At 67.5% G+C, this 23,272-nt stretch carries 28 protein-coding genes and 1 tRNA gene; 8 read left to right on the forward strand and 21 right to left on the reverse strand.

The genetic code is table 11. The features are described 5' to 3' along the window. Window positions 1-26 precede the first annotated feature (26 nt). From GRF61_RS17140 to GRF61_RS17165, 7 genes are all read left to right on the forward strand, one after another. Window positions 27-206, forward strand: a complete 180-nt coding sequence (locus GRF61_RS17140; RefSeq protein ID WP_169151846.1) for a DUF1289 domain-containing protein — start codon at window positions 27-29, stop codon at window positions 204-206. After that, window positions 203-388, forward strand: a complete 186-nt coding sequence (locus tag GRF61_RS24860) for a DUF1289 domain-containing protein (protein WP_248281298.1) — start codon at window positions 203-205, stop codon at window positions 386-388. Before GRF61_RS17140 ends, GRF61_RS24860 begins: the two co-directional genes overlap by 4 nt. Then, entirely contained in the window at window positions 385-1,302 is a 918-nt protein-coding gene (locus tag GRF61_RS17145) for an MBL fold metallo-hydrolase (protein ID WP_348982421.1), read from the forward strand. Before GRF61_RS24860 ends, GRF61_RS17145 begins: the two co-directional genes overlap by 4 nt. A gap of 91 nt (window positions 1,303-1,393) precedes the next feature. Then, the gene (gene rapZ / locus GRF61_RS17150) at window positions 1,394-2,272 is read left to right on the forward strand and encodes an RNase adapter RapZ (protein ID WP_169151848.1); all 879 of its coding nucleotides are present in this window, start codon (window positions 1,394-1,396) and stop codon (window positions 2,270-2,272) included. Further along, a complete protein-coding gene (locus tag GRF61_RS17155; protein WP_169151849.1) occupies window positions 2,269-2,658 on the forward strand; it encodes a NusG domain II-containing protein in 390 nt (129 codons plus the stop codon). The genes rapZ and GRF61_RS17155 overlap by 4 nt, the downstream gene beginning before the upstream one ends. Beyond that, window positions 2,639-3,187, forward strand: a complete 549-nt coding sequence (locus GRF61_RS17160) for a Gx transporter family protein (RefSeq protein ID WP_211166037.1) — start codon at window positions 2,639-2,641, stop codon at window positions 3,185-3,187. The genes GRF61_RS17155 and GRF61_RS17160 overlap by 20 nt, the downstream gene beginning before the upstream one ends. 75 nt (window positions 3,188-3,262) lie before the next feature. Then, window positions 3,263-3,529, forward strand: a complete 267-nt coding sequence (locus GRF61_RS17165) for a hypothetical protein (RefSeq protein ID WP_169151850.1) — start codon at window positions 3,263-3,265, stop codon at window positions 3,527-3,529. A 69-nt stretch (window positions 3,530-3,598) separates the two neighbouring features. Here the strand turns inward: GRF61_RS17165 and GRF61_RS17170 are convergent, their stop codons facing one another. The 11 genes from GRF61_RS17170 to GRF61_RS17220 all read right to left on the reverse strand — a co-directional run bounded on the left by GRF61_RS17170 (window position 3,599) and on the right by GRF61_RS17220 (window position 15,515). Continuing rightward, window positions 3,599-4,717, reverse strand: coding sequence for a chemotaxis response regulator protein-glutamate methylesterase (locus tag GRF61_RS17170; RefSeq protein ID WP_169151851.1), 1,119 nt, complete (start codon window positions 4,715-4,717; stop codon window positions 3,599-3,601). Beyond that, complete coding sequence (locus GRF61_RS17175; protein ID WP_169151852.1) at window positions 4,717-5,217, reverse strand: chemotaxis protein CheD; 501 nt, start codon at window positions 5,215-5,217, stop codon at window positions 4,717-4,719. The genes GRF61_RS17170 and GRF61_RS17175 overlap by 1 nt, the downstream gene beginning before the upstream one ends. A gap of 4 nt (window positions 5,218-5,221) precedes the next feature. After that, complete coding sequence (locus GRF61_RS17180; protein WP_211166038.1) at window positions 5,222-6,049, reverse strand: protein-glutamate O-methyltransferase; 828 nt, start codon at window positions 6,047-6,049, stop codon at window positions 5,222-5,224. Between the two features lie 51 nt (window positions 6,050-6,100). After that, a complete protein-coding gene (locus GRF61_RS17185) occupies window positions 6,101-7,930 on the reverse strand; it encodes a Cache 3/Cache 2 fusion domain-containing protein (protein ID WP_169151854.1) in 1,830 nt (609 codons plus the stop codon). A gap of 26 nt (window positions 7,931-7,956) precedes the next feature. Then, entirely contained in the window at window positions 7,957-8,514 is a 558-nt protein-coding gene (locus GRF61_RS17190; protein ID WP_169151855.1) for a chemotaxis protein CheW, read from the reverse strand. Window positions 8,515-8,526: 12 nt separating this feature from the next. Continuing rightward, window positions 8,527-10,230 (reverse strand): methyl-accepting chemotaxis protein, encoded by a 1,704-nt coding sequence (locus GRF61_RS17195; protein ID WP_169151856.1) that lies wholly within the window; start codon window positions 10,228-10,230, stop codon window positions 8,527-8,529. A 75-nt stretch (window positions 10,231-10,305) separates the two neighbouring features. Beyond that, complete coding sequence (locus GRF61_RS17200) at window positions 10,306-12,489, reverse strand: chemotaxis protein CheA (protein WP_169151857.1); 2,184 nt, start codon at window positions 12,487-12,489, stop codon at window positions 10,306-10,308. Between the two features lie 13 nt (window positions 12,490-12,502). Further along, window positions 12,503-12,817, reverse strand: a complete 315-nt coding sequence (locus GRF61_RS17205; RefSeq protein ID WP_169151858.1) for an STAS domain-containing protein — start codon at window positions 12,815-12,817, stop codon at window positions 12,503-12,505. Window positions 12,818-12,827: 10 nt separating this feature from the next. Then, a complete protein-coding gene (locus GRF61_RS25085; RefSeq protein ID WP_169151859.1) occupies window positions 12,828-14,096 on the reverse strand; it encodes a methyl-accepting chemotaxis protein in 1,269 nt (422 codons plus the stop codon). A gap of 1 nt (window position 14,097) precedes the next feature. After that, window positions 14,098-14,463 (reverse strand): response regulator, encoded by a 366-nt coding sequence (locus tag GRF61_RS17215; protein ID WP_169151860.1) that lies wholly within the window; start codon window positions 14,461-14,463, stop codon window positions 14,098-14,100. Window positions 14,464-14,645: 182 nt separating this feature from the next. Further along, entirely contained in the window at window positions 14,646-15,515 is an 870-nt protein-coding gene (locus GRF61_RS17220) for a dienelactone hydrolase family protein (RefSeq protein WP_169151861.1), read from the reverse strand. A gap of 306 nt (window positions 15,516-15,821) precedes the next feature. Between GRF61_RS17220 and GRF61_RS17225 the strand changes: the two genes are divergently transcribed. Beyond that, a complete protein-coding gene (locus GRF61_RS17225) occupies window positions 15,822-16,049 on the forward strand; it encodes a hypothetical protein (protein ID WP_169151862.1) in 228 nt (75 codons plus the stop codon). A 16-nt stretch (window positions 16,050-16,065) separates the two neighbouring features. Here the strand turns inward: GRF61_RS17225 and GRF61_RS17230 are convergent, their stop codons facing one another. From GRF61_RS17230 to GRF61_RS17275, 10 genes are all read right to left on the reverse strand, one after another. Next, window positions 16,066-16,290, reverse strand: coding sequence for a hypothetical protein (locus tag GRF61_RS17230; RefSeq protein ID WP_169151863.1), 225 nt, complete (start codon window positions 16,288-16,290; stop codon window positions 16,066-16,068). A gap of 240 nt (window positions 16,291-16,530) precedes the next feature. Further along, the gene (locus GRF61_RS17235; RefSeq protein WP_169151864.1) at window positions 16,531-17,085 is read right to left on the reverse strand and encodes a DUF4124 domain-containing protein; all 555 of its coding nucleotides are present in this window, start codon (window positions 17,083-17,085) and stop codon (window positions 16,531-16,533) included. Between the two features lie 153 nt (window positions 17,086-17,238). Continuing rightward, a tRNA-Lys gene (locus tag GRF61_RS17240) sits at window positions 17,239-17,314 on the reverse strand. 59 nt (window positions 17,315-17,373) lie between these two features. Then, window positions 17,374-18,480, reverse strand: coding sequence for a YeeE/YedE family protein (locus GRF61_RS17245; RefSeq protein ID WP_169151865.1), 1,107 nt, complete (start codon window positions 18,478-18,480; stop codon window positions 17,374-17,376). Between the two features lie 137 nt (window positions 18,481-18,617). Further along, window positions 18,618-19,310, reverse strand: coding sequence for a 7-cyano-7-deazaguanine synthase QueC (gene queC, locus GRF61_RS17250; RefSeq protein WP_169151866.1), 693 nt, complete (start codon window positions 19,308-19,310; stop codon window positions 18,618-18,620). A gap of 38 nt (window positions 19,311-19,348) precedes the next feature. After that, window positions 19,349-20,017, reverse strand: a complete 669-nt coding sequence (queE, locus tag GRF61_RS17255) for a 7-carboxy-7-deazaguanine synthase QueE (RefSeq protein ID WP_169151867.1) — start codon at window positions 20,015-20,017, stop codon at window positions 19,349-19,351. A 2-nt stretch (window positions 20,018-20,019) separates the two neighbouring features. After that, complete coding sequence (ybgF, locus tag GRF61_RS17260; RefSeq protein WP_169151868.1) at window positions 20,020-20,742, reverse strand: tol-pal system protein YbgF; 723 nt, start codon at window positions 20,740-20,742, stop codon at window positions 20,020-20,022. Window position 20,743: 1 nt separating this feature from the next. After that, window positions 20,744-21,268 (reverse strand): peptidoglycan-associated lipoprotein Pal, encoded by a 525-nt coding sequence (gene pal, locus GRF61_RS17265; protein WP_133590944.1) that lies wholly within the window; start codon window positions 21,266-21,268, stop codon window positions 20,744-20,746. A 42-nt stretch (window positions 21,269-21,310) separates the two neighbouring features. Continuing rightward, a complete protein-coding gene (gene tolB, locus GRF61_RS17270) occupies window positions 21,311-22,594 on the reverse strand; it encodes a Tol-Pal system beta propeller repeat protein TolB (RefSeq protein ID WP_169151869.1) in 1,284 nt (427 codons plus the stop codon). 38 nt (window positions 22,595-22,632) lie between these two features. Beyond that, the coding region (locus GRF61_RS17275; RefSeq protein ID WP_169151870.1) for an energy transducer TonB at window positions 22,633-23,272 on the reverse strand (640 nt) is incomplete at its 5' end.

Here is a 23,272-nt window from a genome sequence, read left to right on the forward strand (position 1 = left end):
GACCCGCCCAGCCCCTGAGAGCCATCATGAATGTCGCTTCCCCCTGCACCGGCGTCTGCCGCATGAACCCCGCCACCGGCTGGTGCGAGGGCTGCCTGCGCACGCTGGAAGAGATCGCTAGCTGGAGCCGCGCCAGCAATGCGGAGAAGCGCCGCGTCCTGCTCGCGCTGGCGGCGCGGCGGCAGGCCACGGAGACGCTGCAATGAGCGACGAAGCCTGCCTGGGCCTGTGCGACATCGATTGGGAAAGCGGCATCTGCAACGGTTGCGGCCGCAGCACCGACGAAATTTACGGCGAGCCCGAAGACGAGCCTGCTCCGCCGCCCGCCGCCGTCGCACCGGAAGCGCCTGCCCGCGTGCCGGCCCCGGCGCCGGCCGAGCAAGGGTGAGCGCACTGCGCCTGCCGGCCACGCTGCAGGTTTTCGAGCGCGGCTGGCTGTCCGCCAACAACGTGCTGCTGGTCGATGGCGAGGAGGCCACGCTGATCGATTCCGGCTACCTCAGTCATGCGCCGCAGACGGTGGCGCTGGTCGGCAGCGCGCTGGGCGGGCGTCGCCTCGACCGGCTCATCAACACCCACTCCCATTCCGACCACATCGGTGGCAACGCCGCGCTGCAACGCGCCTTCGGTTGCGCCATCTGCGTGCCCGCCGGCATGGCGCCGGCGGTGGAGCGCTGGGATGAAGCCGCACTGCTGCTGAGCACCGCCGGCCAGGCCGGCGAGCGCTTCCGCCACGACGCTGTGCTGGCTGCCGGCGACAGCTTCGTCGCCGGCGAGCTCGCCTGGCAGGCGCTGGCCGCGCCCGGTCACGACATGGACGCGCTGGCGTTCTACAACCCGGAGCGGCGCCTGCTCATCTCCGGCGACGCCTTGTGGCGCGACGGCTTCGGCATTCTCTTCGCCGAAGTGCTGGGCACCGATGACGGCCTGGGCGCGACCCGCCGCACCCTGGAGGCGATAGGGCGGCTGGCGGTGGACGTGGTCATCCCCGGCCACGGCGCGCCCTTTGCCGACTTCGACGACGCCATGGCCCGCGCCCATGCCCGCCTGCGCGCTTTCGAGGCGGACGGAGCACGCATGGCACGCAATGCCATCCGCGCCTGCGTTGCCTTCGATCTGCTGGCGCGCCGCCGCCTGGAACTGGACGAGTTGCCGCGCCTGCTGGCGGAAACGCCGCTCTACCGCGAGGCCGACCGGCGCTTCCTCGGCCTGGGGGCCGAAGCGCTTGCCGATTGGCTGGTGGGCGAGCTGGAGCGGGCCGGTCTCGCCCGCCGCGAGGGCGGCGCGCTGCTGGCGGTTTGAGCGCGCGGGCGCGCCAGGAGGGGCCGCGGCCGACTGCGCGCCGGGCGGCTGCGTTATAGTTGGGGCGCCCCCGCCCTCAACTGATTTCCCCATGCAGATCGTACTCATCAGCGGCCTCTCCGGCTCCGGCAAGAGCATCGCGGTGAATGTGCTGGAAGACGCCAGCTACTTCGTCGTGGACAACCTGCCGGCCGCCCTGCTGCCGCAGCTCGTCGCCCACCTGCGCAGCACCGGCTACAAGCGGGTGGCGGTGGCGGTGGATGTGCGCTCCGGCGCCAGCATCGCCGCGCTGCCGCAGCAGGTGGAAGCCCTGCGCAGCATCGTGGACGACCTGCGCTTCATCTTCCTGGAGGCGCGCGACGACGCCCTCATCGCCCGTTTCTCCGAAACCCGCCGCCGCCACCCGCTGGCCGCCGAAGGCGTTTCGCTGGAAGAGGCGATCCAGCGTGAGCGCGACGCGCTGGAGCCCATCGCCGAGCTGGGTCACCGCATCGATACCAGCGACCTGCACGCCAACACCCTGCGCGCCTGGATCAAGGACTTCATCAACGTCGAGGCCAGCGAGGGGCTGACGCTGATGTTCCAGTCCTTCGGCTTCAAGTACGGCATTCCGATGGACGCCGACCTGGTGTTCGACGTGCGCTGCCTGCCCAACCCGCACTACGACCCGCGGCTGCGCCCGCTCACCGGCCGCGATCCTGCGGTGATCGAGTTCCTGGAGAAGATCCCGGAGGTCGGCCGCATGGCGGAGGACATCCGCCTCTTCGTCGCCAACTGGCTGCCGGCCTATGTGCGCGACAACCGCAGCTATCTCACCGTCGCCATCGGTTGCACCGGCGGTCAGCACCGCTCGGTGTACATCGCCGAATGGCTGGCCCGGCGCTTCCGCGACAACGCCCGGGTGATCGTGCGCCACCGTTCTTCGGCGCGGCGGGCGATGGACCGCGACGCCGCGCTGCCGCCGGCGTGAGCCCGGCCCTGGCCGCCTGGCGCGGCCTGCTGCGTCCCGGCGACTACGGCATCGCCCTGCTCGGGCTGGTGCTGTGCGTTTATTCGGCGCTCCACCTGTGGCGCGGCGGCGCGCCGGATGGCGCGGTGATACGCGCCGGCGGCAAGGTGTTTGCCCAGGTGGATCTGTCGCGTGCCCGCACGGTGGACGTGCCCGGCCCGCTGGGCCTGACCCGCATCGAGATAGAACCTGGCCGCGCCCGCGTCGCTTCCGACCCCGGCCCGCGCCAGTACTGCGTGCGCCAGGGCTGGCTGAGCCGCGCCGGCGCGGTGGCCATCTGTGCGCCCAACGAGGTCAGCCTCGCCCTCACCGGGCGTGGCGCGGACTATGACTCCCTCAACTATTGAGCTCGTTCCCACCGCCGAGGACAGGCGCATCGCCCGCCATGCGGCGGCGGCCATCGCGCTGACGGTAGCGGAGGCGGCCATCCCGCTGCCGCTGCCCGGCGTCAAGCCCGGCCTGGCCAACATCGTCACCCTGGTGGTGCTGGCGCGCTGGGGCTGGCGCGAGGCGGTTTGGGTGGCGCTGCTGCGGGTGCTGGCCGGCAGTCTGCTGCTGGGCCAGTTCCTGGCGCCCGGCTTCTTCCTCAGCCTGTCCGGCTCGGTCGCCAGTCTGCTGGCGCTGGGGCTGGCAATGCATCTGCCGCGGCGCTGGTTCGGGCCGGTGAGCCAGAGCATCGTCGCCGCCTTCGCTCACATCGGCGCCCAGCTGCTGGTGGCGCGCCTGTGGCTGGTGCCGCACGACGGGGTGTTCTACCTGACACCGGTCTTCGCTGCCGCGGCGGTGGTTTTCGGCACTGCCAACGGCCTCATCGCCGCCCGGCTGTTGAAGGAACTGGGTGGCGGCAAGACCGCGCCGGTCGCGCAGGAGCCTTGATCAACCGGCGGGAACACTAGCCCGGTCTGCGTCTCCAAACCGCATCGGACGACCTACGGGAGCCCGGAGAGGAAGATGCGAGGACGGTTGTGGAGATGGGTCAGCGCGCTGCTCGCGGCCATCTGCGGGGTGGCCTTTGGCCTGCTGGCGGGGATGGGCATGGTGAGGGCCGCGGAGTTGCCGAGGGCGATGGCAGCCCCTTTGCTGGCCGGCAGCGTCGTGCTGCTGGCGCTGTATGCCGGTGAGGCCATGGCGCGGGAGGGCGGCGGTCGAGGCCAGGGCCGGAGCTTGCCGCTCAGGGGCGGGGTGATGACGCTACCGGCGCGTCGTTCGGCAGGCTGACCCTGTCACCCGGCCATGCCGGGCGCCGCGGCCTTCACCGCGCCGCCCCAAGGCGGGGCGGCGCGCTGGTCAGTCCCGTACCGACTGCATGATGGCGTTGGGGATGCGGTCCAGCGGCAGCACGGTTTCAGCGCCACCCATGCGGATCGCCTCCTTCGGCATGCCGAAGACCACGCAGGTGGATTCGTCTTCCGCCACCGTCTGCGAGCCGGCGTCACGCATTTCCTTCAGTCCGCGCGCGCCGTCGTCGCCCATGCCGGTCATGATCACGCCCAGGGCGTTGCGGCCGGCGAACTTGGCGCAGGAGCGGAACAGTACATCCACCGACGGCCGGTGACGATTCACCAGCGGCCCGTCCACTACCTCCACCGTGTACTGGGCGCCACTGCGCGACAGCATCATGTGTTTGCCGCCAGGGGCGATCAGTGCCCGGCCGGGGACGACGCGGTCGCCGTGGCGGGCTTCGCGCACCTCTATCTTGCACAGGCCGTTGAGGCGCTCGGCGAACATGGCGGTGAAGCGCTCCGGCATGTGCTGGACGATGACGATGCCGGGGCACACTGCCGGCAGCCGCGTCAGCACTGCTTCGAGTGCCTGGGTGCCGCCGGTGGAGGTGCCGATGGCGACGATGCGCTCGGTGGTGCGCACCATGTTGGCGCCGCTGCCCAGGCCGGTTCCCGGCGAGGCGATGACGGCGTCGGCCGACAGCTTGGGCCGGGGGGTGAAACCGGCGGCGGCGCTGCCGGGGCCGGCCGCGGCGGCGGGGCGGCTCTGCAGCTTGCGCACGTTGGCCCGGGCGGCTGCCTTGACCGCGTGCACGATGTCGTTGGAACTGTCTTCCAGGAACTGCTTCAGGCCCATCTTGGGTTTGGTGATGACGGTGACCGCGCCGGCGGAGAGCGCGTTCATCGTTGCCTCGGCGCCCTTTTCTGCGAGTGAGGAGCAGATCACCACCGGCGTGGGGTGCTCGCTCATGATCTTCTTCAGGAAGGTGAGGCCGTCCATGCGCGGCATTTCGATGTCGAGCACGATCACGTCCGGCCACTGGCGCTTCATGTGCTCGATGGCGAACAGCGGGTCGGAGGCGGCGCCCAGCACTTCGATGCCCGGATCCTGGGCCAGTGCCTGCTTGACGACCTGACGGACCACCGCCGAGTCATCCACGATCATCACGCGTATTGGATTCATTATTGAGGTCTCCTGGGGTAGGGCTTGTTCTCTTCCTGGAACAGCAGCCAGACCTTGCCACTATGCACATCGAACACCAGCTTGCGGTGCCCGTAGCCGCCGAGGTGTTCAGCAACGATTGGGATGCCGCGTTCGGCCAGCAGCCGATGCGCGGTGTCGATGTTGCGCCGGCCGATGTCCAGCGTCGAGCCCTCCGCTTGTTGTCTGGGAAACATATTGCCGCCACCGAATACCTGGGCTCGATAGTCGGCAGCCTGGCTGCGGTAGCGGGCGATGGCCTGGTCGAACAGCATCATGGCCTCATCGCCGTAGCGGCCGTCCGGGGGCGCGCCGAGCGGCGGCTGCCGTGACGGCAGCATATAGTGGCACATGCCGCCGATGCCACGCTCAGGATGCCACAGTACGATGGCCACACAGGAGCCGAGCAGGGTACGCAGGCGCAGCGGCCCGCTGGCGAACTGGAATTCGCCCATGCCCAGATAGCATTCGGCGGCCCCCATGGCTTCACTTCTTGACGTAGATGGTGGGGCGCAGCGCGTGCAACTGCTCGGTGACGCCGTTGAGCGTTTCCGAGTGGCCGACGATGAAATAGCCGCCCGGCTTGAGCCGCGGCAGCATGTTGGCCACCACCTTGCGCTTGGTTTCCTGATCGAAGTAGATCATGACGTTGCGCAGGAAGATGACGTCGAAGGGGCCGATGTTGGGAATCGGCTCTATCAGGTTCACCTGCATGAACTGCACCTTGGCGCGCAGCTCGCGGTTCACCAGGAAGCTGCCCTCCTGTTCGCGCACGCCCTTGAGGCAGAAGCGTCGCAGGTAGGTCGGCGGGATGCCGTCTATGCGTTCCATCTGGTAGTGGCCGCGGCGGGCGCGTTCCAGCACCTGGGTGGAGATGTCGGAGCCGACGATCTTCCAGCCGCTGTCGCCCAACTTGTCGGCGAGGATCATGGCGAGCGAATAGGGCTCCTCGCCGCTGGAGCAAGCGCCGCTCCATACCGAGAACGTCGTGCCGGGCGCGCGCGCCGGCAGGATCTCGTTCACCAGGAAGTCGAAGTGCTTGGGCTCGCGGAAGAAGTAGGTTTCGTTGGTGGTCAGCAGGTCCACCATGGTCTGGCGCTCCAGCGGATCCTCGCCGCTGGAAACCAGGCGGAAGTAGTCGGCGAACTCGCTCAGTCCGCGCGCCTTCAGCCGCCGGGTGAGGCGGCCGACCAGCAGCACCTTTTTCGATGGCGCCAGATAGATGCCGGCCAGCTGGTAGAGCAGGCGCTGGAAGCGGGCGAAATCCTGGTCGCTGATGCTGCCCGGCGGTTGGGCGGAAGGCGGCGCGGCCATGTCAGCGGGGCTCCATGCGGTCATCTGCGGCCGCTTCATCGGGCGTCGGCCTCATGCCTGCCGCGCTCCAACCGTGCCATCGTCCCGGGTGCGGAAGAACAGCATGAGTTCCTGCAGCTGCTGCGCCTGGGCGCCCATCTCTTCCGAGGTGGCGGCCAGTTCCTCCGAGGCGGAGGCGGAGTGCTGGGTCACCTGGTTGAGCTGGCCGATGGCTTGGTTGATCTGGCTGACGCCGGTACTCTGCTCCTCGGAGGCGGAGGAGATCTCCTGCACCAGTTCGGAAGTCTTGCGGATGCTGGGCAGCATCTGTTCCAGCAGGTGGCCGGCCTTGTCCGCCAGCTTGACGCTGGAGCCGGCCAGTTCGCGGATCTCGCGGGCGGCCACCTGGCTGCGCTCGGCCAGCTTGCGCACTTCGGTGGCGACCACCGCGAAGCCCTTGCCGTGCTCGCCGGCGCGGGCGGCTTCGATGGCGGCGTTGAGCGCCAGCAGGTTGGTCTGGTAGGCGATGTCATCGACGATGCCGATCTTCTCGGCGATGGCCTGCATGGCGGTCACCGTCTCCTTCACCGCGGAGCCGCCCTCGCTCGCTTCGCCGGCGGCCTTGGAGGCGATGTCGTCGGTGATCTTGGCGTTCTCGGTGTTCTGTACCACCGAGGCGGTGGTTTCCTCCAGCGTGGAAGAGATCTGTTCCACGCTGGCGGCTTGCTCGGAGGCGCCTTGCGACAGAGATTGCGCGGTGGAGGAGACTTCCTCCGAGGCGGAAGAGAGGTTGTCCGCGGCGCTGCGGATCTCGCCGATGATGCGGGAGAGCTGGGCCACCATGTTCTGCATCGCCGCCAGCAACTGGCCGACCTCGTCGCCACTGCGCACCTCGATGCGCACCGTAAGGTCGCCTTCGGCCAGGGCGTTGGCTGCATTCATCGCTTCCTGCACCGGCCGCAGCACCACCCGGCGCAGTACCAGGGTGAGCAGGGCGAGCAGGGCGGCGGCGAACAGCAGGCCGCCGATCAGCACCGGCAGCGCGCGCGTCCAGCCGGCCATACGCACTTCGGCGTCGTTGGAGCCTACCGCCACCGCGAAACCCCAGGCCGGGAAGGGCTGGCGCTGCACTGTCCAGCCCGCGGTGTCGGTCAGGCGGTTGGCGATGCCCTTGGCATCCTGGCCGGCGGTCCACAGGAAGGGCTGGCCCTTGTCGTCCAGCAGGGCGACGAAACCGGAGCCGAAGCGCTCAGCCTTGCCCACCTGATCCTTGAGGATGGGCAGATCCGCCTTGAAGCCGACATACCAGGCGCCGATGATTTCGCCAGCGCCGTTGCGGATGGGCTCGTAGCCGGTGAGATAGGGCGAGCCGAGGATGCCGACCTGGCCGTAGTAGGCCTGGCCGGCGGTGAGCGCCTTCCAGGCGGCACCCTGCGGGTCCAGCACGGTGCCGACGGCGCGCTTGCCTTCGCGCAGCACGTTGGTGGCGATGCGGACGAAGTCCTTGCCGTCGCGCACGAACAGGGTGGCGGTGCCGCCGGCCATCGCGGTCACCTGGTCCACCAGCGCGGTGGCGTCGGTCTGCGCCTGGCCGCCGAAGAACAGCGCCGGCACTTCTCGGCCGGCGATGCTGGCACGGCCGGCCAGCGCGGCGGGGCCGCTCATGGCGCTGCGGTCGCGGAACAGCTTCATCGAGGTCTGCACCTGCTCGCCGGTCAGCGTGTCGGTGACCTGCAGCAGGTTGATGATGGCGCTTGCACTGCGTTCGGACTGCAGCGCGACTTCGTCGCCGATGCGGTTGGTTTCGCTGATGGCGAGCACGACCGCGCCTAGCACCAGCGCGATGGTGAGCGGCAGGAAGCCGAACAGGGCGAAGCGGGCCAGGATGCCGAGGCGATACATTGAATGGGTTGTCCGGTGCGCTGGCCTCAGCCGGCGTTGTCGTTGGCGGGAACTGCCTCGGGGGTGGCACCGAGCTGGGCCATTTCCTCGACGGACAGCACGCGGTCGAGGTCGAGGATGATGACGAAGCGGCCATCCACCTTGCCCATCGCGCGGATGAAATCGGTGCGGATGCGCGAGCCGAAGGCCGGCGGCGGTTCGACGTCGGTGGCCGGAATCTCCAGCACTTCGTTCACGCTGTCGACCATGATGCCGATGTCCTGGCGTAGCTCGCCGTCCTCCACCGCCTGCACCAGTTCGACGATGACGATGCAGGTGCGGCGGGCGATCTCGGTCTGGCGGCCGCCGAAGCGGGCCGACAGGTCGATCACCGGCACCACCGCGCCGCGCAGGTTGATCACCCCGCGGATGAAGGCCGGCATCATCGGGATCTCGGTGAGGCTGCCGTACTCGATGATCTCCTTGATGTGGAGGATGCCGATGGCAAAGATCTCCGCGTTCAAGGTGAAAGTGAGGTACTGCTGTGGCGCTTCGGCCGCGGCCACGGCCACCGGCTTGTTATCGCGGGCGATGATCTGTCCCATGTCGTGAGCTCCTCAGAAGCGCTCGAAGTCCTGCTCGTCGAACGAGAGGGCGGTGTTCTTGGGCAGCGGCTTGCCGGGGGCGCGCGGCGCAGGCGTACGGCCGCGGGCCGGGGCAGCCGGCGCGGCCGTCGGCATGGGAGCCGGTTCGGCGGCCGGCGCCGGACGGCGGGTGGCGATGATGGCCTGGCGGGCGGCAGCCTTCAGCGGCGTGGCGTTCTCCTCGACGCGGAAGAACTGCATCAGGTTCTGCAACTGCTGCGCCTGGGCGCCCATCTCTTCCGAAGTGGCGGCCAGTTCCTCGGAAGACGAGGCGGAGTGCTGGGTGACCTGGTTGAGCTGGCCGACCGCCTGGTTGATCTGGGCGACACCGGCGCTCTGCTCCTCGGAAGAGGAGGAGATCTCCTGCACCAGGTCGGAGGTCTTGCGGATGCTGGGCAGCATCTGGTCCAGCAGGCGGCCGGCCTTGTCCGCCAGCTTGACGCTGGAGCCGGCCAGTTCGCCGATCTCGCGTGCCGCGACCTGGCTGCGTTCGGCCAGCTTGCGCACCTCGGCGGCAACCACCGCGAAGCCCTTGCCGTGCTCGCCGGCGCGGGCGGCTTCGATGGCGGCGTTGAGCGCCAGCAGGTTGGTCTGGTAGGCGATGTCATCGACGATGCCGATCTTCTCGGCGATGGCCTGCATGGCGGTCACCGTCTCCTTCACCGCGGAGCCGCCCTCGCTGGCTTCGCCGGCGGCCTTGGAGGCGATGTCGTCGGTGATCTTGGCGTTCTCGGTGTTCTGTACCACCGAGGCGGTGGCCTGCTCCAGCGTGGAGGAGATTTCCTCGACGCTGGCGGCCTGCTCGGAGGCGCCCTGGGACAGCGACTGGGCGGTGGAGGAGACTTCCTCCGAGGCGGCGGAGAGGTTGTCCGCGGCGCTGCGGATCTCGCCGATGATGCGGGAGAGCTGGGCCACCATGTTCTGCATCGCCGCCAGCAACTGGCCGGTCTCGTCGCGCCGGCTGGCGTCGATGTGCACCGCCAGGTTGCCCTCGGCCAGCGCATTGGCCACGCCCACCGCCTCGCGTACCGGCTGGACAATGGAACGGGTGATGAAGACGGCGAACAGCACCGCCAGCAGGATGGCGATGACGCCGAGCACGATCAGCACGGTGCGGGCGGATCGGGCACTGTCCGCCGCGCGGTCGCCGGTTTCGTCCATCTGCTGCGTTTCGTACTTGATCAGGTCGTTCAGGGCTTCGATATAGGCGCTCTGGGCCAGGCGCAGCTCGCCGGTGACGATGGCGCTGGCCTCTTCCAGGCGGCCAGCCTGGATTGCATCCATCGCGCGCTGGCGCGGCGGACGGTAGGCGGCGCGGACGGCCTCGACCTTCTGCAGCAGCGCCTTGTCTTCGGCGGTGACGGCGTTGGCGTTCAGCTTCTCCAGCGCGGCGGTGACATTGGTGCTGGTCTGGCTCTGGCGGTCCATCGCCTCCTGGCGTTCCTGCGGGGTACGGGCCAGCACGAGGTCGCGCATTGCCGTGCCGGCCACGTTGAGCTGATCGATGACGGTGTTGGACCAGACCGTCATCGGGAAGCGCTTGTTGACGGTGGAGTCGATTTCTTCACCCAGGCCGGCCAGCCGGATGACGCTCACCGCGGTGATGATGAGCAGCATCAGGATGACCATGCCGAAGGCGAGGGCGAGTTTTACGCCGATACGCAGATTGCCGAACATTTGGGGCCTCGGTGCAGAGACGGAATTGATGGGAATGGGAGGAAGTCGGTTTGGCTGTCTGCTGGGGGCCGTGGCTTAGCTGCGGCTGAGGGCCGTGGCAGGTTCGTCGCGGCGCGCGGCGAGGTGGATCAGGGCCTGGACGTCGAGGATAAGGGCCACCTCCCCGCTGCCGAGGATGGTGGAGCCGCCGATGCCGCGCAGGTTGCGGAACAGGTGGCCCAGCGGCTTGATCACCGTCTGGAACTCGCCCAGCAACTCATCGACGACGATGCCCGCCTTCTGGCCGGCGGCCTTGACCACCACCACGTTCTCCCGCGCCGGCTGCTCGCCGCGGATCTCGAACAGGTCGCGCAGGCGGATGAAGGGCAGTACCTCGCCCCGCAGGTTGAGGTAGTGGCTGTCGCCGCCCTGCGGCGGCAGTTCCAGGCACTCCACCACCATGTCCAGCGGCACCACGTAGCCGGCGCTGCCGGCGCCGACCAGGAAGCCGTCGATGATGGCCAGGGTGAGCGGCAGGCGGATGGTGAAGCGGGTGCCTTCGCCCGGCTGGGAATCCACTTCCACCCGGCCGCGCAGGCTCTGGATGTTGCGCTTGACCACGTCCATGCCGACGCCGCGGCCGGACAGGTTGGAAACTTTGTCGGCGGTGGAGAAGCCGGGCTCGAAGATGAGGTTGTAGACCTCCTGGTCGCTCAGCGGGTGGCCGGCAGGCACCAGGCCGCGCTCTACCGCCTTGCGGGCGATCTTCTCGCGGTTGAGGCCGCCGCCGTCGTCGGACACCTCGATGACGATGCTGCCGGAGTCATGGCAGGCGTTCAGCGACAGGCGGCCGCGCTCCGGCTTGCCGGCGGCGGCGCGTGCCTCGGCCGGTTCGATGCCGTGGTCGATGGCATTGCGCACCAGGTGCATCAGCGGGTCGCCTATCTTCTCGACCACGCTCTTGTCCAGCTCGGTCTCGGCGCCGCTCACCACGAGCTCGATGTCCTTGCCCAGCTCCTTGGAAACGTCGCGCACCACCCGGTTGAAGCGGTTGAAGGTCTCGCCGATCTGCACCATGCGCAACTGCAGCGCGGAATCGCGGATGCTCTCCACCAGCCGGCTCATCACCGAGGTGGCCTCGGTGAGTTCGGCCAGGCCGGAGCGGGCGGCCAGCAGGTTCACGCCGGCGCCGGCGATCACCAGTTCGCCGACGAGGTCGATCAGCGCGTCCAGCTTGTCGGCCTGGATGCGGATCAGCCGCGCCTCGGCGGCTTTCTTCTCGCCGACCTGCTTCTGCTTCACCACCGCGGCTTCGACCAGCTCGGGCTGGACGACCTGCTGTTCCACCAGTATCTCGCCCAGCGGCAGCGGTGCCGCGGTTTCCTCGGCGGCAGTGGCTTCCGGTGCCTGCTGCGCGGCCAGGCCGACGTCCAGCTCGGCCTGGGTCAGCGCGCCCACCCGCACCAGGATTTCGCCCAGGCGCATCGGATCTTCCGGCAGCGCCTTGATCAGGGCGACATAGTCGGCCAGGCGGCTGCGCGGCGGCAGGATGTGCAGGGTGCACTCGTCGCGCACGAAGTCGAACACCCGCTCGATGGCGGCCTTGTCGGCGCTGGAGGCGAAATGGATCTCGAAGCCGAGGTAGCAGGCTTCCGGGTCCATGTCGTCTGCCGCCGGCATGGCATCTGCAAGGGTTTCCAGACGGACGATGGTGCCGAGCGAGGTGAGGTAGCGCAGGAAGGACAGCGGGTCCATGCCCTGGCGCAGCACATCCTGGCCGAAGCGCAGGGAGATGTGCCAGCAGTCGGTTTCCACCACGCCGCCGCCGCTGCTTTCCACCGTGCCGTCGCTGGTGGCGGGCGGGGTGCTGCCGCCGGATTGCTTGCCTTCCCCGCTCAGCCAGCCGCGCTGCAGGCGGTCCAGCAGGGCGTCGCCGTCGGCCTGGAGGTCGGCGGCGGGCGCCGGCGTGCCGGATTCCAGCACGTCCAGCAGGGCGTTGATGTGGTCGGAACAGGCGAGCAGCACGGCGACGAGGTCGCCATCGACGGCGATCTCGCCGTTGCGCAGCTTGTCCAGCGCGTTCTCGACCACGTGGGTGAAGGCGACGATGAAGCCGCATTCCACAACGCCGGCGCCGCCCTTGATGGTGTGCGCCGAGCGGAAGATGGCGTTCAGTGTGTCCGCATCGCCGGGGGCGTTCTCCAGCTCCAGCAGGGCCGCTTCCATGGCCGCGAGCTGTTCGCGGCTCTCGGTGACGAAGACTGTGGTGATTTCATCCATGATCGCGGGCGCCTCAGCCTTCTTGAGCGGGAATCAGCATGGGATCGCCGAAATCGGCGGCCATGTTGAAGAAGTCCACCGTCTCCCGCACTACCGGGCTGTGGGCGACGATGCGGGCCTGCTTGCCCAGCCGTCGCGCTTCGCGCTTGACCAGGATGAGCAGCTGGAAGCCGGCGGTGTCGATCTCGCCGACAGTCGAGAGGTCCAGCTCGAGTTCGTCGCAGCCGCAGAGGGCTTCGACCAGGGTTTGTTTCTGGGCGGCGGCGTTGTAGATCGTCATGTCGTCGACGATCGCCAGGCGCTGGCAGCCAGTCGTGGCTTTGCTCATGGCGGAGAACTCAGAAAAGTTCGACCTTGGAACCGCCGCCGGCCGAGGAGTCCGACTGGTGGAGGGATTCGTTGTGGGTGTTGCGCTGCTGGTCCATCACGTAGCGGGCGTAGATTTCCTCCAGGTGTACGGACAGCGGGGTGTAGCGGAAGTCGGGGTTCTCGGCCTGCACCAGCCGCTCGGCCAGCTGGTCCAGGTGCTGGTCCAGCCGCTGCAGGGCCTCGGAGGTCTGCTCGATCTGCTGCCGGGTCACGTCCTGGAACTGGACGCTGGCGAGCGCATCCATGAACATCTGCGCCAGTTCCTGGCTGCTGGCGCCCACGGTTTCGATGACCTTGCCCTGGTGCAGCAGGATCTCTTCGTAGCTGTGGCCGAGATCGGTGAGCTGGTCCGCGAACTGGCTGAGGGCGGCCTGCTCGCGGTCCAGGTTGTTGGCGGAGAGTTTTTCCTGCAGCTGCGTCTCTATGGTGCTGGCCACGCCTTGGATGCCGCGGTTGATGGCGATGACCGCCTTCTCCGTCTCGGCCGAGAGCTTGCGCACTTCGTCGGCCACCACCGAGAAGCCGCGGCCGGCTTCGCCGGCACGCGCCGCCTCGATGGCCGCATTAAGGGCGAGCAGATTGGTCTGCGCGGCAATGTCCTTGATCAGCCGGGTGAGGGCTTCCAGCTCGCGTGCCTCACCTACCACCTTGGCGATGCGGGCCTGGTCCTCGGCCGCTTCGGCGATGCGGTTCTCGATGTACTGCCGCATCTCGCCGATCAGTTTCTGGTTGTTGGCGATGTGCTCTTCCGAGTCGTGCGCCATCTGGTTGGATTCGGACGAGCTGGTGGCGACGAAGTGATTGAGGTTGCCGACCACGCCGTCGATGGCCTGCAGCCGTTCGGTGATCTGGTAGGCCGCGAGCTCGGTCTGCTGGATCACGCTGTCCAGCTGTCCGCGCAGCACGTCGTTGAAGGTGGGCACCGCGCGCAGCTCCTTGACCACTTCGTCCGACACCGAGGAAACGTTGCTGGAGGTGTGCTGCAACTGTTCCTGCGAGGTCGCGAAGCCGTACATGTGGTCGCGGAAGAAGGCGAGGGACGCCAGCCGCTGGCCGAGGTAGGCCACGCTGACGATGAGTACCGTGCCGATCGCGTCACCGAAAGGCTGGGCCAGCCCCACCGATGGCAGGAAGTGGGCATGGAACCATTCGTTGAGGAGGAACACCGTCAGCCCCGCCACCGCGGCGACGGTGGCGAAGACGATGATGGAGCGGCGCAGTAGGGTGTGAAGTGGCATCTCAGCGCATGACCAGCTTGATCGTGTTGAGGAGTTCATCCGCCGAGGCGGGCTTCACGATCCAGCCGGAAGCGCCGGCGGCCTTGGCTTCGGCCTTCTTGGCTTGCTGCGATTCGGTAGTCAGGAACAGGATGGGCATGAAGCGGTAGGGGGTGAGCTTGCGCACCTCCTTGATGAACTCGATGCCGTTCATGCCCGGCATGTTGAGGTCGGTGATCAGCAGATCGACCTTCACTCCCGCTTGGAATTTCTTGAGGGCGTCGAGGGCGTTGGGCGCCTTTTCCACCCCGTAGCCGGCCTTGCCGAGGATGTTGGAGATGGACAGCAGGATGGTGGCGGAGTCGTCGACGAGGAAGATCGTTTTCATGGCCTGTACGCGCGGTTGTATGTTCGGGTGAGCAACCGTTTCCTTGTGGTACTAAGGCTGCGGGCACCTTCTTAACACTTTACGACGCCGACTAAAAAGAACTTTAGATCGCCCGCCGTGCCATCGTGCACGGACCACGCCGGCCGCCCCGCCGCGGGGACTGCCGGAATAATGCCTATGTGCTAAACGCCGTGAGCCCGGAGCCACGCCTGCAGGCGCTTCCAGCCATCCTCGGCCGCCTCCTTGCGATAGCTGGGCCGATAGTCGGCATGGAAGGCATGGGGCGCGTCTGGATAGACGATGATCTCGCTCTTGCCGCCTGCCTTCTTCAGCTCCGCCTGCATCGCCTCCACGTCGTGCAGCGGGATGCCCTGGTCCTGGCCGCCATAGAGGCCGAGCACCGGCGCGCGCAGACTGCCGGCGATGTCCAGCGGGTGCCGGGGCGTGAGCGCGGAAGGGGCGCCATCCAGCTTGCCGTACCAGGCGACGCCGGCCTTGACCTTGGGGTTGTGGGCGGAATAGAGCCAGGTGATGCGGCCGCCCCAGCAGAAGCCGGTGATCGCCAGCCGGCCGGCGTCGCCGCCCTTGCCCAACGCCCAGGCGGCGGTGGCATCCAGGTCCGCAAGTACCTGCGCGTCCGGTACCTTGGAGACGATGCTCTCCAGGATGGCGCCGACGTTGTCCAGCTTGGCCGGGTCGCCCTGGCGGAAGTACAGCTCGGGCGCAATCGCCAGATAGCCCAGCTTGGCCAAGCGGCGGCAGACATCGCGGATGTATTCGTGCACGCCGAAGATTTCCTGCACCACCAGTATCGTGGGCAGCTTGCCGGCGGCCTGCGCGGGGCGGGCGTAGTAGATGGGCAGGGCGCCCCCTTCGACCGGGATGCCCGCATTGCCGGCCTCCAGGTTGTCGCTGCCGGTGCTGATCACCGTTTGTGCCTGTACCGGCTGCACCGCGAGGGCGAAGCCGGCGGCGGCCACGGTGGTGATGAAGCTGCGGCGGTCGGAGCAGTTGGCGGGGAGCAGGCTGTCGAATTCCTTCGTTGTCGTCATTCAGGATCTCCTTCTTCCGGGGAAGGGCGGTTGCGGGTCGGTCGCCGCCGCTTGCCTGAATCCTAGCAGGCCGGCGCCGATGGTTCGGGCGGGAGCTGTTCCAGCCTGAGATGCGTGGAGCATGCCCGGGGCAAGAGCGCTCCTGTGCGGGGCGGCGTCTTCCCCTCATCGGAAATGCCATACGCGGGCTGCGGAATACTTCGCCCCGTTGCGGGTAACGTCTCTGTCATTTTCTGCAATCTGAACGGTATATACTCCCCGCCGCGCTTTGCGCTGACATATTGCTGAATATCCGGGGGACACCAGATGGAGCGATATCAGAACCTCAGCGGCCGTTCGAGTATCACCGGATACGAGATCGGTGAGGGAGAGATCGTCGTCGAGTATGACGACGGTTCGGCCTATCTCTTCACCAAAGGCAGCGTGGGAGCGGGCAGCGTTACCGAGATGGCGCGGTTGGCGCGCAGCGGCTACGGGCTATACAGCTACATCGCCGCGGTGGTGAAGAAGCGCAGGGCGAAGCGTATCCGCTGAGGCCGGGGCGGGGCGGTCAATGCAGGAGTATCCAGCCTACCGCGAAGCTGAGCATGCCGATGGCGGCGAACAGCGCGATCATCACCCGCTGCTCCTCATGCGGCTTGCGCCGAAGCCCCAGTAGCTGCGCCGCACCGATGGCCGCCAGCAGCGAGCCGCCGCAGGCGATGGTCACCGGCAGCAGGAAGAGGGACACGCTGCTGAACAGCGAGGCCGGCGGCACGCCCAACTCGATTCCCAACGATGCTTCTCCTTCTGGATGAGCGCTTGCCGGCGCCCTGTTTCCGCCCGCGCCACCCTGTCGCCAGGCGGCAGGGCGGATTCTCGTCATGCCCCGTTACGGGCATGGTAGCCGGCCCGCCTGCGGACGGACTCCGATCAAATCAAATCCGGCGCGTTGTCTCGCGGCCGTCCGTCCTCCACCGCCCCCGGTCCCCCGTGCGGGGATATCCCTCAAGGGGGCAAGTAGCGGGTCACCGGTTCAGTCGAACTCGGAACAGCCCAAGTCATATTTCCGTCGTACGGCTTTTCGCCGCTCCTCCTTGAGTGGCTCGGTGGAATAGCGGCGGGCGTTGTCGTCGATGCGTGCTATCCGCAGTCGCAGCGAGGCGCATTCGGCACTGTTTCTCTCTCCAAACCAGGCTTCGTCGGCTCGCGCGATGAGTCCCACCTTCTCGCCCCCGGTCGAGGCGGCCCGCGTCGGCTGGACGGGAGCCGTTCTCGTAACCACGTTCAGGGAGCCGTTCTCGACCTCAGCCTGTTTCGCATCCCGTGGGCAGGGTTCGTCCTGGTAGGTGACGGCCCCCTGCCTGTCGCAGCGATAAAGGCCATTGGCGTGGTGCCGTGGCGGCTGCGGGTAAGGCTTGGGCGTGCCGATAGGCGCTTCAGGCGCGCCTGCGGAGGCTTGCCCCTGGAGGGTGGCCGGTTGTTGCCCGGCGAGTTCAGCCCGGGTGTTCTCGTAGTCATGCCAGATATACAGGCCTAGCCCGCAGCCGATGGCAAGCGTCAGGGCAAGGGCGAGCAAATTCTGTTTCATGCCATAAGATTTACCGAGACGCGCTCGGGATCAATCACCACGGCCGCGTCGGCGTGACGGATTTCACGCACTTGCTGCCGGTGGCAAGTGAGGCCGGGCCTGCAAAGAAAAACAGCGCCAGGGCGGTAAGCCAAGGCGCTGTCTTCTGCATTCTGGTGGGTCGGGCGAGGCTCGAACTCGCGACCAACGGATTAAAAGTCCGCTGCTCTACCGACTGAGCTACCGACCCAAAAACGAGCGCGGCAGTATAGGTGCTGCCAGGAAGGAGGTCAAGCGATTGGCCTGGGCTCAGGCCTCGCGCATCATCAGCCAGTACTGCACCTTCATCGTGACGATCGCCCCGGTGATGATGGCCGCGGTGGTGAGAATGGAGCCCAGCGCCAGCGTGGAGAGGCCGGAAAGCCCCTGGCCTATCGTGCAGCCCACCGCTGTGACCCCTCCAATGCCCATCAGCAGGCCACCGAGGATATGGCGGACGAGGTCGGCTGGATCGCGGAAGCTCTCCACGCGGAAGCTGCGGCCGAGCAGTGCGCACAGGGCCGAGCCGCAGACCACGCCGAGCACGCTGGCGATGCCGAAGGTGACGATGCGGCTGGCGTCGCTCCACAGTTGCAGCAGCTCCAGCGTGTAGGCCAGCGGGGCGACGAAGGTCAGGGACTCGGCGCGGCCGCTGTTGGTGCCGACGAAGGCCTCTTCCAGCGTTTCGGGGTGCTCGGCGACGTAGCCGATGTGACCGGTGACATACCAGCAGGCGATGATGAGCGCACCCACCCCCAGGCCTCCGAGCAGGATGTCGCTGCGCCAGGCGTCGCGCCGGCCCAACGCGAAGACCACCAGAACGATGGCGGCCACGCCCGCCGCAAGCATCACCGCAGTCTCCGGCGCCATGCCGGCGGCGGACAGGAAGGCGGGTAGGGTCTGGGCGTGGCCAAGCTCCACATTCACCGGGTCGAGGAAGCGTACCCGCCACACGCCAGTGAGGCCACGCAGGGTCATCGATGCGCCGATTGCAAGGAAGGTGAAGACCACCAGCGACTTGAGGTTGCCGCCGCCCAGGCGGATCAGCGTCTTGCTGCCGCAGCCGGAGCCCAGCACCATGCCGGTGCCGAACAACAGGCCGCCGACGATGTGGGACAGCCAGATCAGCCTGCTGCCGGTGTAGATGGTCTTCGCCGGATCGAACAGGCCCGCCAACTGCAGGGCTGCGGTGCCGAGGATGGCGGTGGCGATGGCCAGCAGCCACATGCGCATGCGGCCCCAGTCACCGATGTTCACGATGTCGGAGACGGCGCCCAGCGTGCAGAAGTGGGTCTTGTTGCCGATGAAGCCGAACAGGCCGCCGATGGCGAAGGCGAGCCAGGCGATGGTGGCGGGGGAGACCAGGGCGTCTTCCATGATGCGGCGGAGGATTGTGAACAGGCCGGGATTCTAGCGGGCATCGCGACGCAGGCGGCGATCTTTGCGCGGCCTGATCTGGCTGGGCTGCTTGTCGGAGGCCGCCGGCCAGGCGCCTTGCGGCTCTCTGCAGCGTGTCAGAGGTTGCGCGGCTGGTAGGGTGTGGGGTCGCTGAGGCCGGCAGCTTCGAAGCCGGCGCGGCGCAGGCGGCAGGCATCGCAGCGGCCACAGGCACGGCCGTTGTCATCCGCCTGATAGCACGAGACCGTGAGGCTGTAATCCACGCCCAGGGCGGTGCCGCGGCGGATGATGTCGGCCTTGGAGAGGTCGATCAGCGGCGCATGGATGGTGACACCGTTGCCTTCGACGCCTGCCTTGGTCGCCAGGTTGGCCATGGTCTCGAAGGCCTTGATGAATGCCGGGCGGCAGTCGGGATAGCCGGAGTAATCCACCGCATTGACGCCGACGAAGATGTGCCGCGCGTCCAGCACTTCCGCCCAGGCCAGCGCGATGGACAGCATGACGGTGTTGCGCGCCGGCACATAGGTGACCGGGATGCCGTCTGCCTCGACGTCCTCCGGCACCGCGATGGACGGATCGGTGAGCGCAGAGCCGCCGAACTGGCCCAGGCCGACGCGGGCGAGGCGATGCTCCCTGGCGCCCAGGGCGTCGGCGACGCGCTTGGAGGCGGTCAGCTCGGCGGCGTGGCGCTGGCCGTAGGAAACGGACAGGGCGTAAGTCTCCAGCCCCATGTCGCGGGCAATGGCGAGGCAGGTAGCGGAATCCAGGCCGCCGGAAAGGAGGACGACGGCGCGCTGCTTGTCTGTCATGGGAGGGGTTCCGTGTCGTGCTGCGGCGCCTGGCGGGCTTAGCGGCCGCGGGCGTCGTTCCACAGGATCTTGTGCAACTGTAGTTGAAAGCGCACCGGCAGGCGGTCGCGCACTATCCATTCCGCCAGGTCCGCCGGGTCGAGATCACCGGCCACCGGCGACAGCAGCACGGTGCAGCGGCGGGTGAGCGCATGCTCGGCGATACGCGCCTTCGCCCACTCGTAGTCCGCAGCGTCGGCGAGGACGATCTTCACTTCGTCCGAGGCATTCAGGAAGGGAATGTTGTCGTAGCAGTTCTTGGCCTCTTCGCCGGAACCAGGGGCCTTCAGGTCCATGATGCGGGAAACCCGCGGATCGACCGCCGAGATGTCCAGCGCGCCGCTGGTCTCCAGCGACACCGAGTAGCCGGCGTCGCACAAGGCGGTGAGCAAGGTCGGACAGGCCTTCTGCGACAGCGGTTCGCCGCCGGTAACGCAGACGTGCAGCAGGCCGTGGCTGGCGACTTCTTCCAGTACCGAGGCCACATCACGGCCCTTGCCGCCCTGGAAGGCGTAGGCGGTGTCGCACCACACACAGCGCAGCGGACAGCCGGTGAGACGGACGAAAACGGTGGGAAGGCCGACGCGGGTCGATTCGCCCTGAACCGAGGCGAAGATTTCCGTGATGCGAAGCTTGGCGGCGGCCGGAGCCGCCGTCGATACCGCCATGATCAGCGCTTGCCGAGGCGTTGCTTGGCCGTTTGCGCGGCGTTGCTGCTCGGGTAGCGTTCCACCAGCGACTGCAAGGTCCGCTGGCTGGTCCGGGCATCGCCCATGGCCTGCTGGCTGTTCGCCAGACCGAGCATGGCGTCCGGCGCCATGGCATCGTTGGGCCACTTGCCCAGAACGGTGTTGAAGTGGTTGGAGGCTGCGGAAACCTCCTTGGCCTGCAGGGCTGCGTTGCCGGCCCAGAAGTGGGCGCCGGGCAGGAAGCTGCTGGCGGGGTGCTTGCCTATGAAGGCATCGAAGGCGGCCAGCGCTTCACGCGCCTTGCCTTCCTTCAGCAGGTTCAGGCCTGCTTCGTATTCGGCGGATTCGGCCGCGGGATCCACCGGAGCCTGCGCTTGCGCCTGCTGGGTGGCCGCGACCGTTTCCAGCTGCCTCAGCCGGTTGTCGAGGTCGACATAAAAATCGCGTTGGCGCTGCTTGAGCGATTCGACTTCGTTCAGCACCACTTCGAGTTGTCCGCGCAAGCGGGCCACCTCGTCGCGAAGTTGTTGGTTCTGGTTGGCGAGTTCGAGCTGGCCGTTGCGGGCCGTGGCGATCTGGCTTTCCAGGTCCTGTCGCATTTCGACGATCTGACGACGCGCCTCGGCGTCGTCGAACAGACCCGCATGGGCGGGTCCGGCCGACGACAGTGCGAGTAGCGCCACCAGCGGCACGAGGCGCTTCATCTTAGAACTCGCCCGAGTACAGGATGTCGCTACGGCGGTTCTGCGCGAAGCAAGCTTCGGTGCTTTCGGTGCAGCGCGGCTTCTCTTCGCCCAGGCTCACGGACTCGATCTGGCCTTCCTTGGCGCCCAGCAGTTGCAGCGCTTGCTTGACGGCGTCGGCACGCTTCTGGCCGAGGGCCAGGTTGTACTCGCGGCTGCCGCGTTCGTCAGTGTTGCCCTGGATCAGGATGCGCATTTGCGGGTTCTGGACCAGGAAGCGGGCGTGGGCTTCGACCAGCGGCTTTGCTTCGGCCTTGATGACGAAGCTGTCGAAGTCGAAGAACACGCTGCGCTTGGACAGGATGTTGTTCGGGTCGGTGAGGGCGGCGATGCCGGAGCCGGACAAGGGCGGCGCGGTCACGGTGGCGACACCGGAGCCGGAGCCGGCGCGATCTTCGACCTTGGCACCAGTTTGCTCGGGGCCGCCGGTGCTGGAGCACGCGGCGAGCAGAGCGGCGAGTAGAGCGGGCAGAACGAGTTGCTTCATGGATGTTTCTCCAGTTCGTCTTATGTTGGACAGACAGCAGCGTTATTGCTTCTGCGCGGGGCCCCAGGCGGGTTCCCGCACATCCGCGGCCTGCACCGAAAGACGCTGTTTCACCCGGCCATCGGACGAAACGGCCGCAAGTATGCCTCTGCCGCCGCTTTCGGAGGCGTAGAGGATCATGCGGCCGTTGGGGGCGAAGCTGGGCGATTCGTCTCGCGTCGAATCGGTGAGGATCGTGGTCTGGCGGGTGGTCAGGTCTTGGACCGCCACCTGGAAGCGACCGTTGTTGCGGGTGATGAAGGCGAGCAGGCGGCCGTCTGCGGACGGGCGCGGCGTGACGTTGTACGTGCCTTCGAAGGTAACCCGCTGGGCGCTGCCGCCGCTGGTCGGAATGCGATAGATCTGCGGGCTGCCGCCGCGATCGGAGGTGAAGTAGATCCACTGGCCGTCCGGCGCCCAGGCCGGTTCGGTGTCGATGCCGGAGGAGGTGGCCAGGCGGCGAACGCCGGAGCCATCGGCCGACAACACATAGAGCTGCGACAGGCCGTCCTTGGTCAATACCACCGCCAGTTGCTGGCCGTCGGGTGACCAAGTCGGGGCTGAGTTGGAGCCCTTGAAGTTGGCCACGACCTGGCGCTGGCCGGTGGCAAGCGTGTGGACGTAGACGATGGGTTTCTTCTGTTCGAAAGAGACGTAGGCCAGGCGCTGACCGTCGGGCGACCAGGCCGGGGAGATGATGGGCTCGCGCGACACCAGCGCCGCCTGCGGGTTGGCGCCGTCAGCGTCGGCGATCTGCAGCTCGTAGCGGGCGCCGCTCTTCACCACGTAGGCGATGCGGGTGGAGAAGTAACCGGGCAGGCCGGTGAGCTTCTCGTAGATGAAGTCGGCGATGCGGTGTGCGGTGAGGCGGTTCTGCGCCGGTGCCATGCGCAGCACTTGGCCGCCGATTTCCTGCTGCTTCTGGGTGTCGAAGAGGCGGAAGCGGATCTCGTAGCGGCCGTCGGGCTGCGGGATCACGCTGGCGGCAAGGGCGGCATCCGCCCCCCGGGAGCGCAGGTCGGCGAGATCGGGCACGCGGGATTCGGGCAGCGACAGCGGGCCGATATCCACCAGGTTGAACAGGCCGCTGCGCTCCAGGTCGGCCTTGACGATGTCGGAGACGCCGCGCGGCAGCGCACTCTCGTTTTCGAAGATGGGCACGACGACCGGGAAGCGGGCAGCGCCCGCTCCGGTGATCTCGATGGAGAGCTGGGCATGGGCCGCCAGCGACAGGGCGGCGAGCGCGGTGGCCAGGATGAGGCGAAGGGCGTGGAGCGTCTTGTTCATGGCGTATTCAGGATGCGAATTATAGCGAACCGTTTCCGTCATTCCTCCAACGGCCTGAATTTCAGTTCAAGCGTGCGCTGGAAAAGTTCCCTTGATTCCGGCAAAGGCAGCGGGCTGGAGCGACGGATGGCGCGTTCGATGGCCTCGTCCAGGGCAGGAATACCGGAGCTGCGTTTCAGTGTGACGTTCAGCACCTCGCCGCTGGGCAGCTGGTCGACCTCGAATACCGCCTCGGGGTTGCCGCTCAGGCCGGGTGGGCGCAACAGGTTGCCGCGGACCTTGGTGCGGATCGCGTTCTGGTAGGCATCGCCGGCCGCACGGTTGCGGGCCGCGCTGGCGCGCGCGGCTTCATCACGCATCAGCTTTTCGAGCTGGGCGCGCTCATTGGTCTGGGCCAGCGTCTGATCCAGCAGCTTCGCCATGTGGTCGTCCTTGGGCGGCTGCGCAGGCTTGGGCTCGGGCTTCTTCGGCTCCGGCTTGGGTTCCGGCTTCGGCTCGGGCTTGGGCGGTTCCGGCTTTTTAGGTTCTGGCTTGGGCTCCGGCTTCTTCGGTTCCGGTTTGGGCTCAGGCTTTTTTTCCGGCGCCTTGGTGGCGATATCCGGTTTGGGCGCGGGCTTGGGCTCAGGCTGCGGTGCCGGCTTGGGCGGCTCCGGGCGCGGCTGGGGCTTGGGTTCGGGC

The organism is Azoarcus sp. TTM-91 (genome assembly GCF_012911025.1).
Taxonomy (GTDB): Bacteria; Pseudomonadota; Gammaproteobacteria; order Burkholderiales; family Rhodocyclaceae; genus Azoarcus.

What these genes read in the sequence shown, in the direction of transcription:
- GRF61_RS17140 (WP_169151846.1), top strand. Translation starts at nt 27, where the DNA reads ATGAATGTCGCTTCCCCCTGCACCGGCGTCTGCCGCATGAACCCCGCC.
- GRF61_RS24860 (WP_248281298.1), top strand. Translation starts at nt 203, where the DNA reads ATGAGCGACGAAGCCTGCCTGGGCCTGTGCGACATCGATTGGGAAAGC.
- rapZ (WP_169151848.1), top strand. Translation starts at nt 1,394, where the DNA reads ATGCAGATCGTACTCATCAGCGGCCTCTCCGGCTCCGGCAAGAGCATC.
- GRF61_RS17160 (WP_211166037.1), top strand. Translation starts at nt 2,639, where the DNA reads ATGACTCCCTCAACTATTGAGCTCGTTCCCACCGCCGAGGACAGGCGC.
- GRF61_RS17165 (WP_169151850.1), top strand. Translation starts at nt 3,263, where the DNA reads ATGCGAGGACGGTTGTGGAGATGGGTCAGCGCGCTGCTCGCGGCCATC.
- GRF61_RS17170 (WP_169151851.1), bottom strand. Translation starts at nt 4,717, where the DNA reads ATGAATCCAATACGCGTGATGATCGTGGATGACTCGGCGGTGGTCCGT.
- GRF61_RS17175 (WP_169151852.1), bottom strand. Translation starts at nt 5,217, where the DNA reads ATGGGGGCCGCCGAATGCTATCTGGGCATGGGCGAATTCCAGTTCGCC.
- GRF61_RS17180 (WP_211166038.1), bottom strand. Translation starts at nt 6,049, where the DNA reads ATGGCCGCGCCGCCTTCCGCCCAACCGCCGGGCAGCATCAGCGACCAG.
- GRF61_RS17185 (WP_169151854.1), bottom strand. Translation starts at nt 7,930, where the DNA reads ATGTATCGCCTCGGCATCCTGGCCCGCTTCGCCCTGTTCGGCTTCCTG.
- GRF61_RS17190 (WP_169151855.1), bottom strand. Translation starts at nt 8,514, where the DNA reads ATGGGACAGATCATCGCCCGCGATAACAAGCCGGTGGCCGTGGCCGCG.
- GRF61_RS17195 (WP_169151856.1), bottom strand. Translation starts at nt 10,230, where the DNA reads ATGTTCGGCAATCTGCGTATCGGCGTAAAACTCGCCCTCGCCTTCGGC.
- GRF61_RS17200 (WP_169151857.1), bottom strand. Translation starts at nt 12,489, where the DNA reads ATGGATGAAATCACCACAGTCTTCGTCACCGAGAGCCGCGAACAGCTC.
- GRF61_RS17205 (WP_169151858.1), bottom strand. Translation starts at nt 12,817, where the DNA reads ATGAGCAAAGCCACGACTGGCTGCCAGCGCCTGGCGATCGTCGACGAC.
- GRF61_RS25085 (WP_169151859.1), bottom strand. Translation starts at nt 14,096, where the DNA reads ATGCCACTTCACACCCTACTGCGCCGCTCCATCATCGTCTTCGCCACC.
- GRF61_RS17215 (WP_169151860.1), bottom strand. Translation starts at nt 14,463, where the DNA reads ATGAAAACGATCTTCCTCGTCGACGACTCCGCCACCATCCTGCTGTCC.
- GRF61_RS17220 (WP_169151861.1), bottom strand. Translation starts at nt 15,515, where the DNA reads ATGACGACAACGAAGGAATTCGACAGCCTGCTCCCCGCCAACTGCTCC.
- GRF61_RS17225 (WP_169151862.1), top strand. Translation starts at nt 15,822, where the DNA reads ATGGAGCGATATCAGAACCTCAGCGGCCGTTCGAGTATCACCGGATAC.
- GRF61_RS17235 (WP_169151864.1), bottom strand. Translation starts at nt 17,085, where the DNA reads ATGAAACAGAATTTGCTCGCCCTTGCCCTGACGCTTGCCATCGGCTGC.
- GRF61_RS17245 (WP_169151865.1), bottom strand. Translation starts at nt 18,480, where the DNA reads ATGGAAGACGCCCTGGTCTCCCCCGCCACCATCGCCTGGCTCGCCTTC.
- queC (WP_169151866.1), bottom strand. Translation starts at nt 19,310, where the DNA reads ATGACAGACAAGCAGCGCGCCGTCGTCCTCCTTTCCGGCGGCCTGGAT.
- queE (WP_169151867.1), bottom strand. Translation starts at nt 20,017, where the DNA reads ATGGCGGTATCGACGGCGGCTCCGGCCGCCGCCAAGCTTCGCATCACG.
- ybgF (WP_169151868.1), bottom strand. Translation starts at nt 20,742, where the DNA reads ATGAAGCGCCTCGTGCCGCTGGTGGCGCTACTCGCACTGTCGTCGGCC.
- pal (WP_133590944.1), bottom strand. Translation starts at nt 21,268, where the DNA reads ATGAAGCAACTCGTTCTGCCCGCTCTACTCGCCGCTCTGCTCGCCGCG.
- tolB (WP_169151869.1), bottom strand. Translation starts at nt 22,594, where the DNA reads ATGAACAAGACGCTCCACGCCCTTCGCCTCATCCTGGCCACCGCGCTC.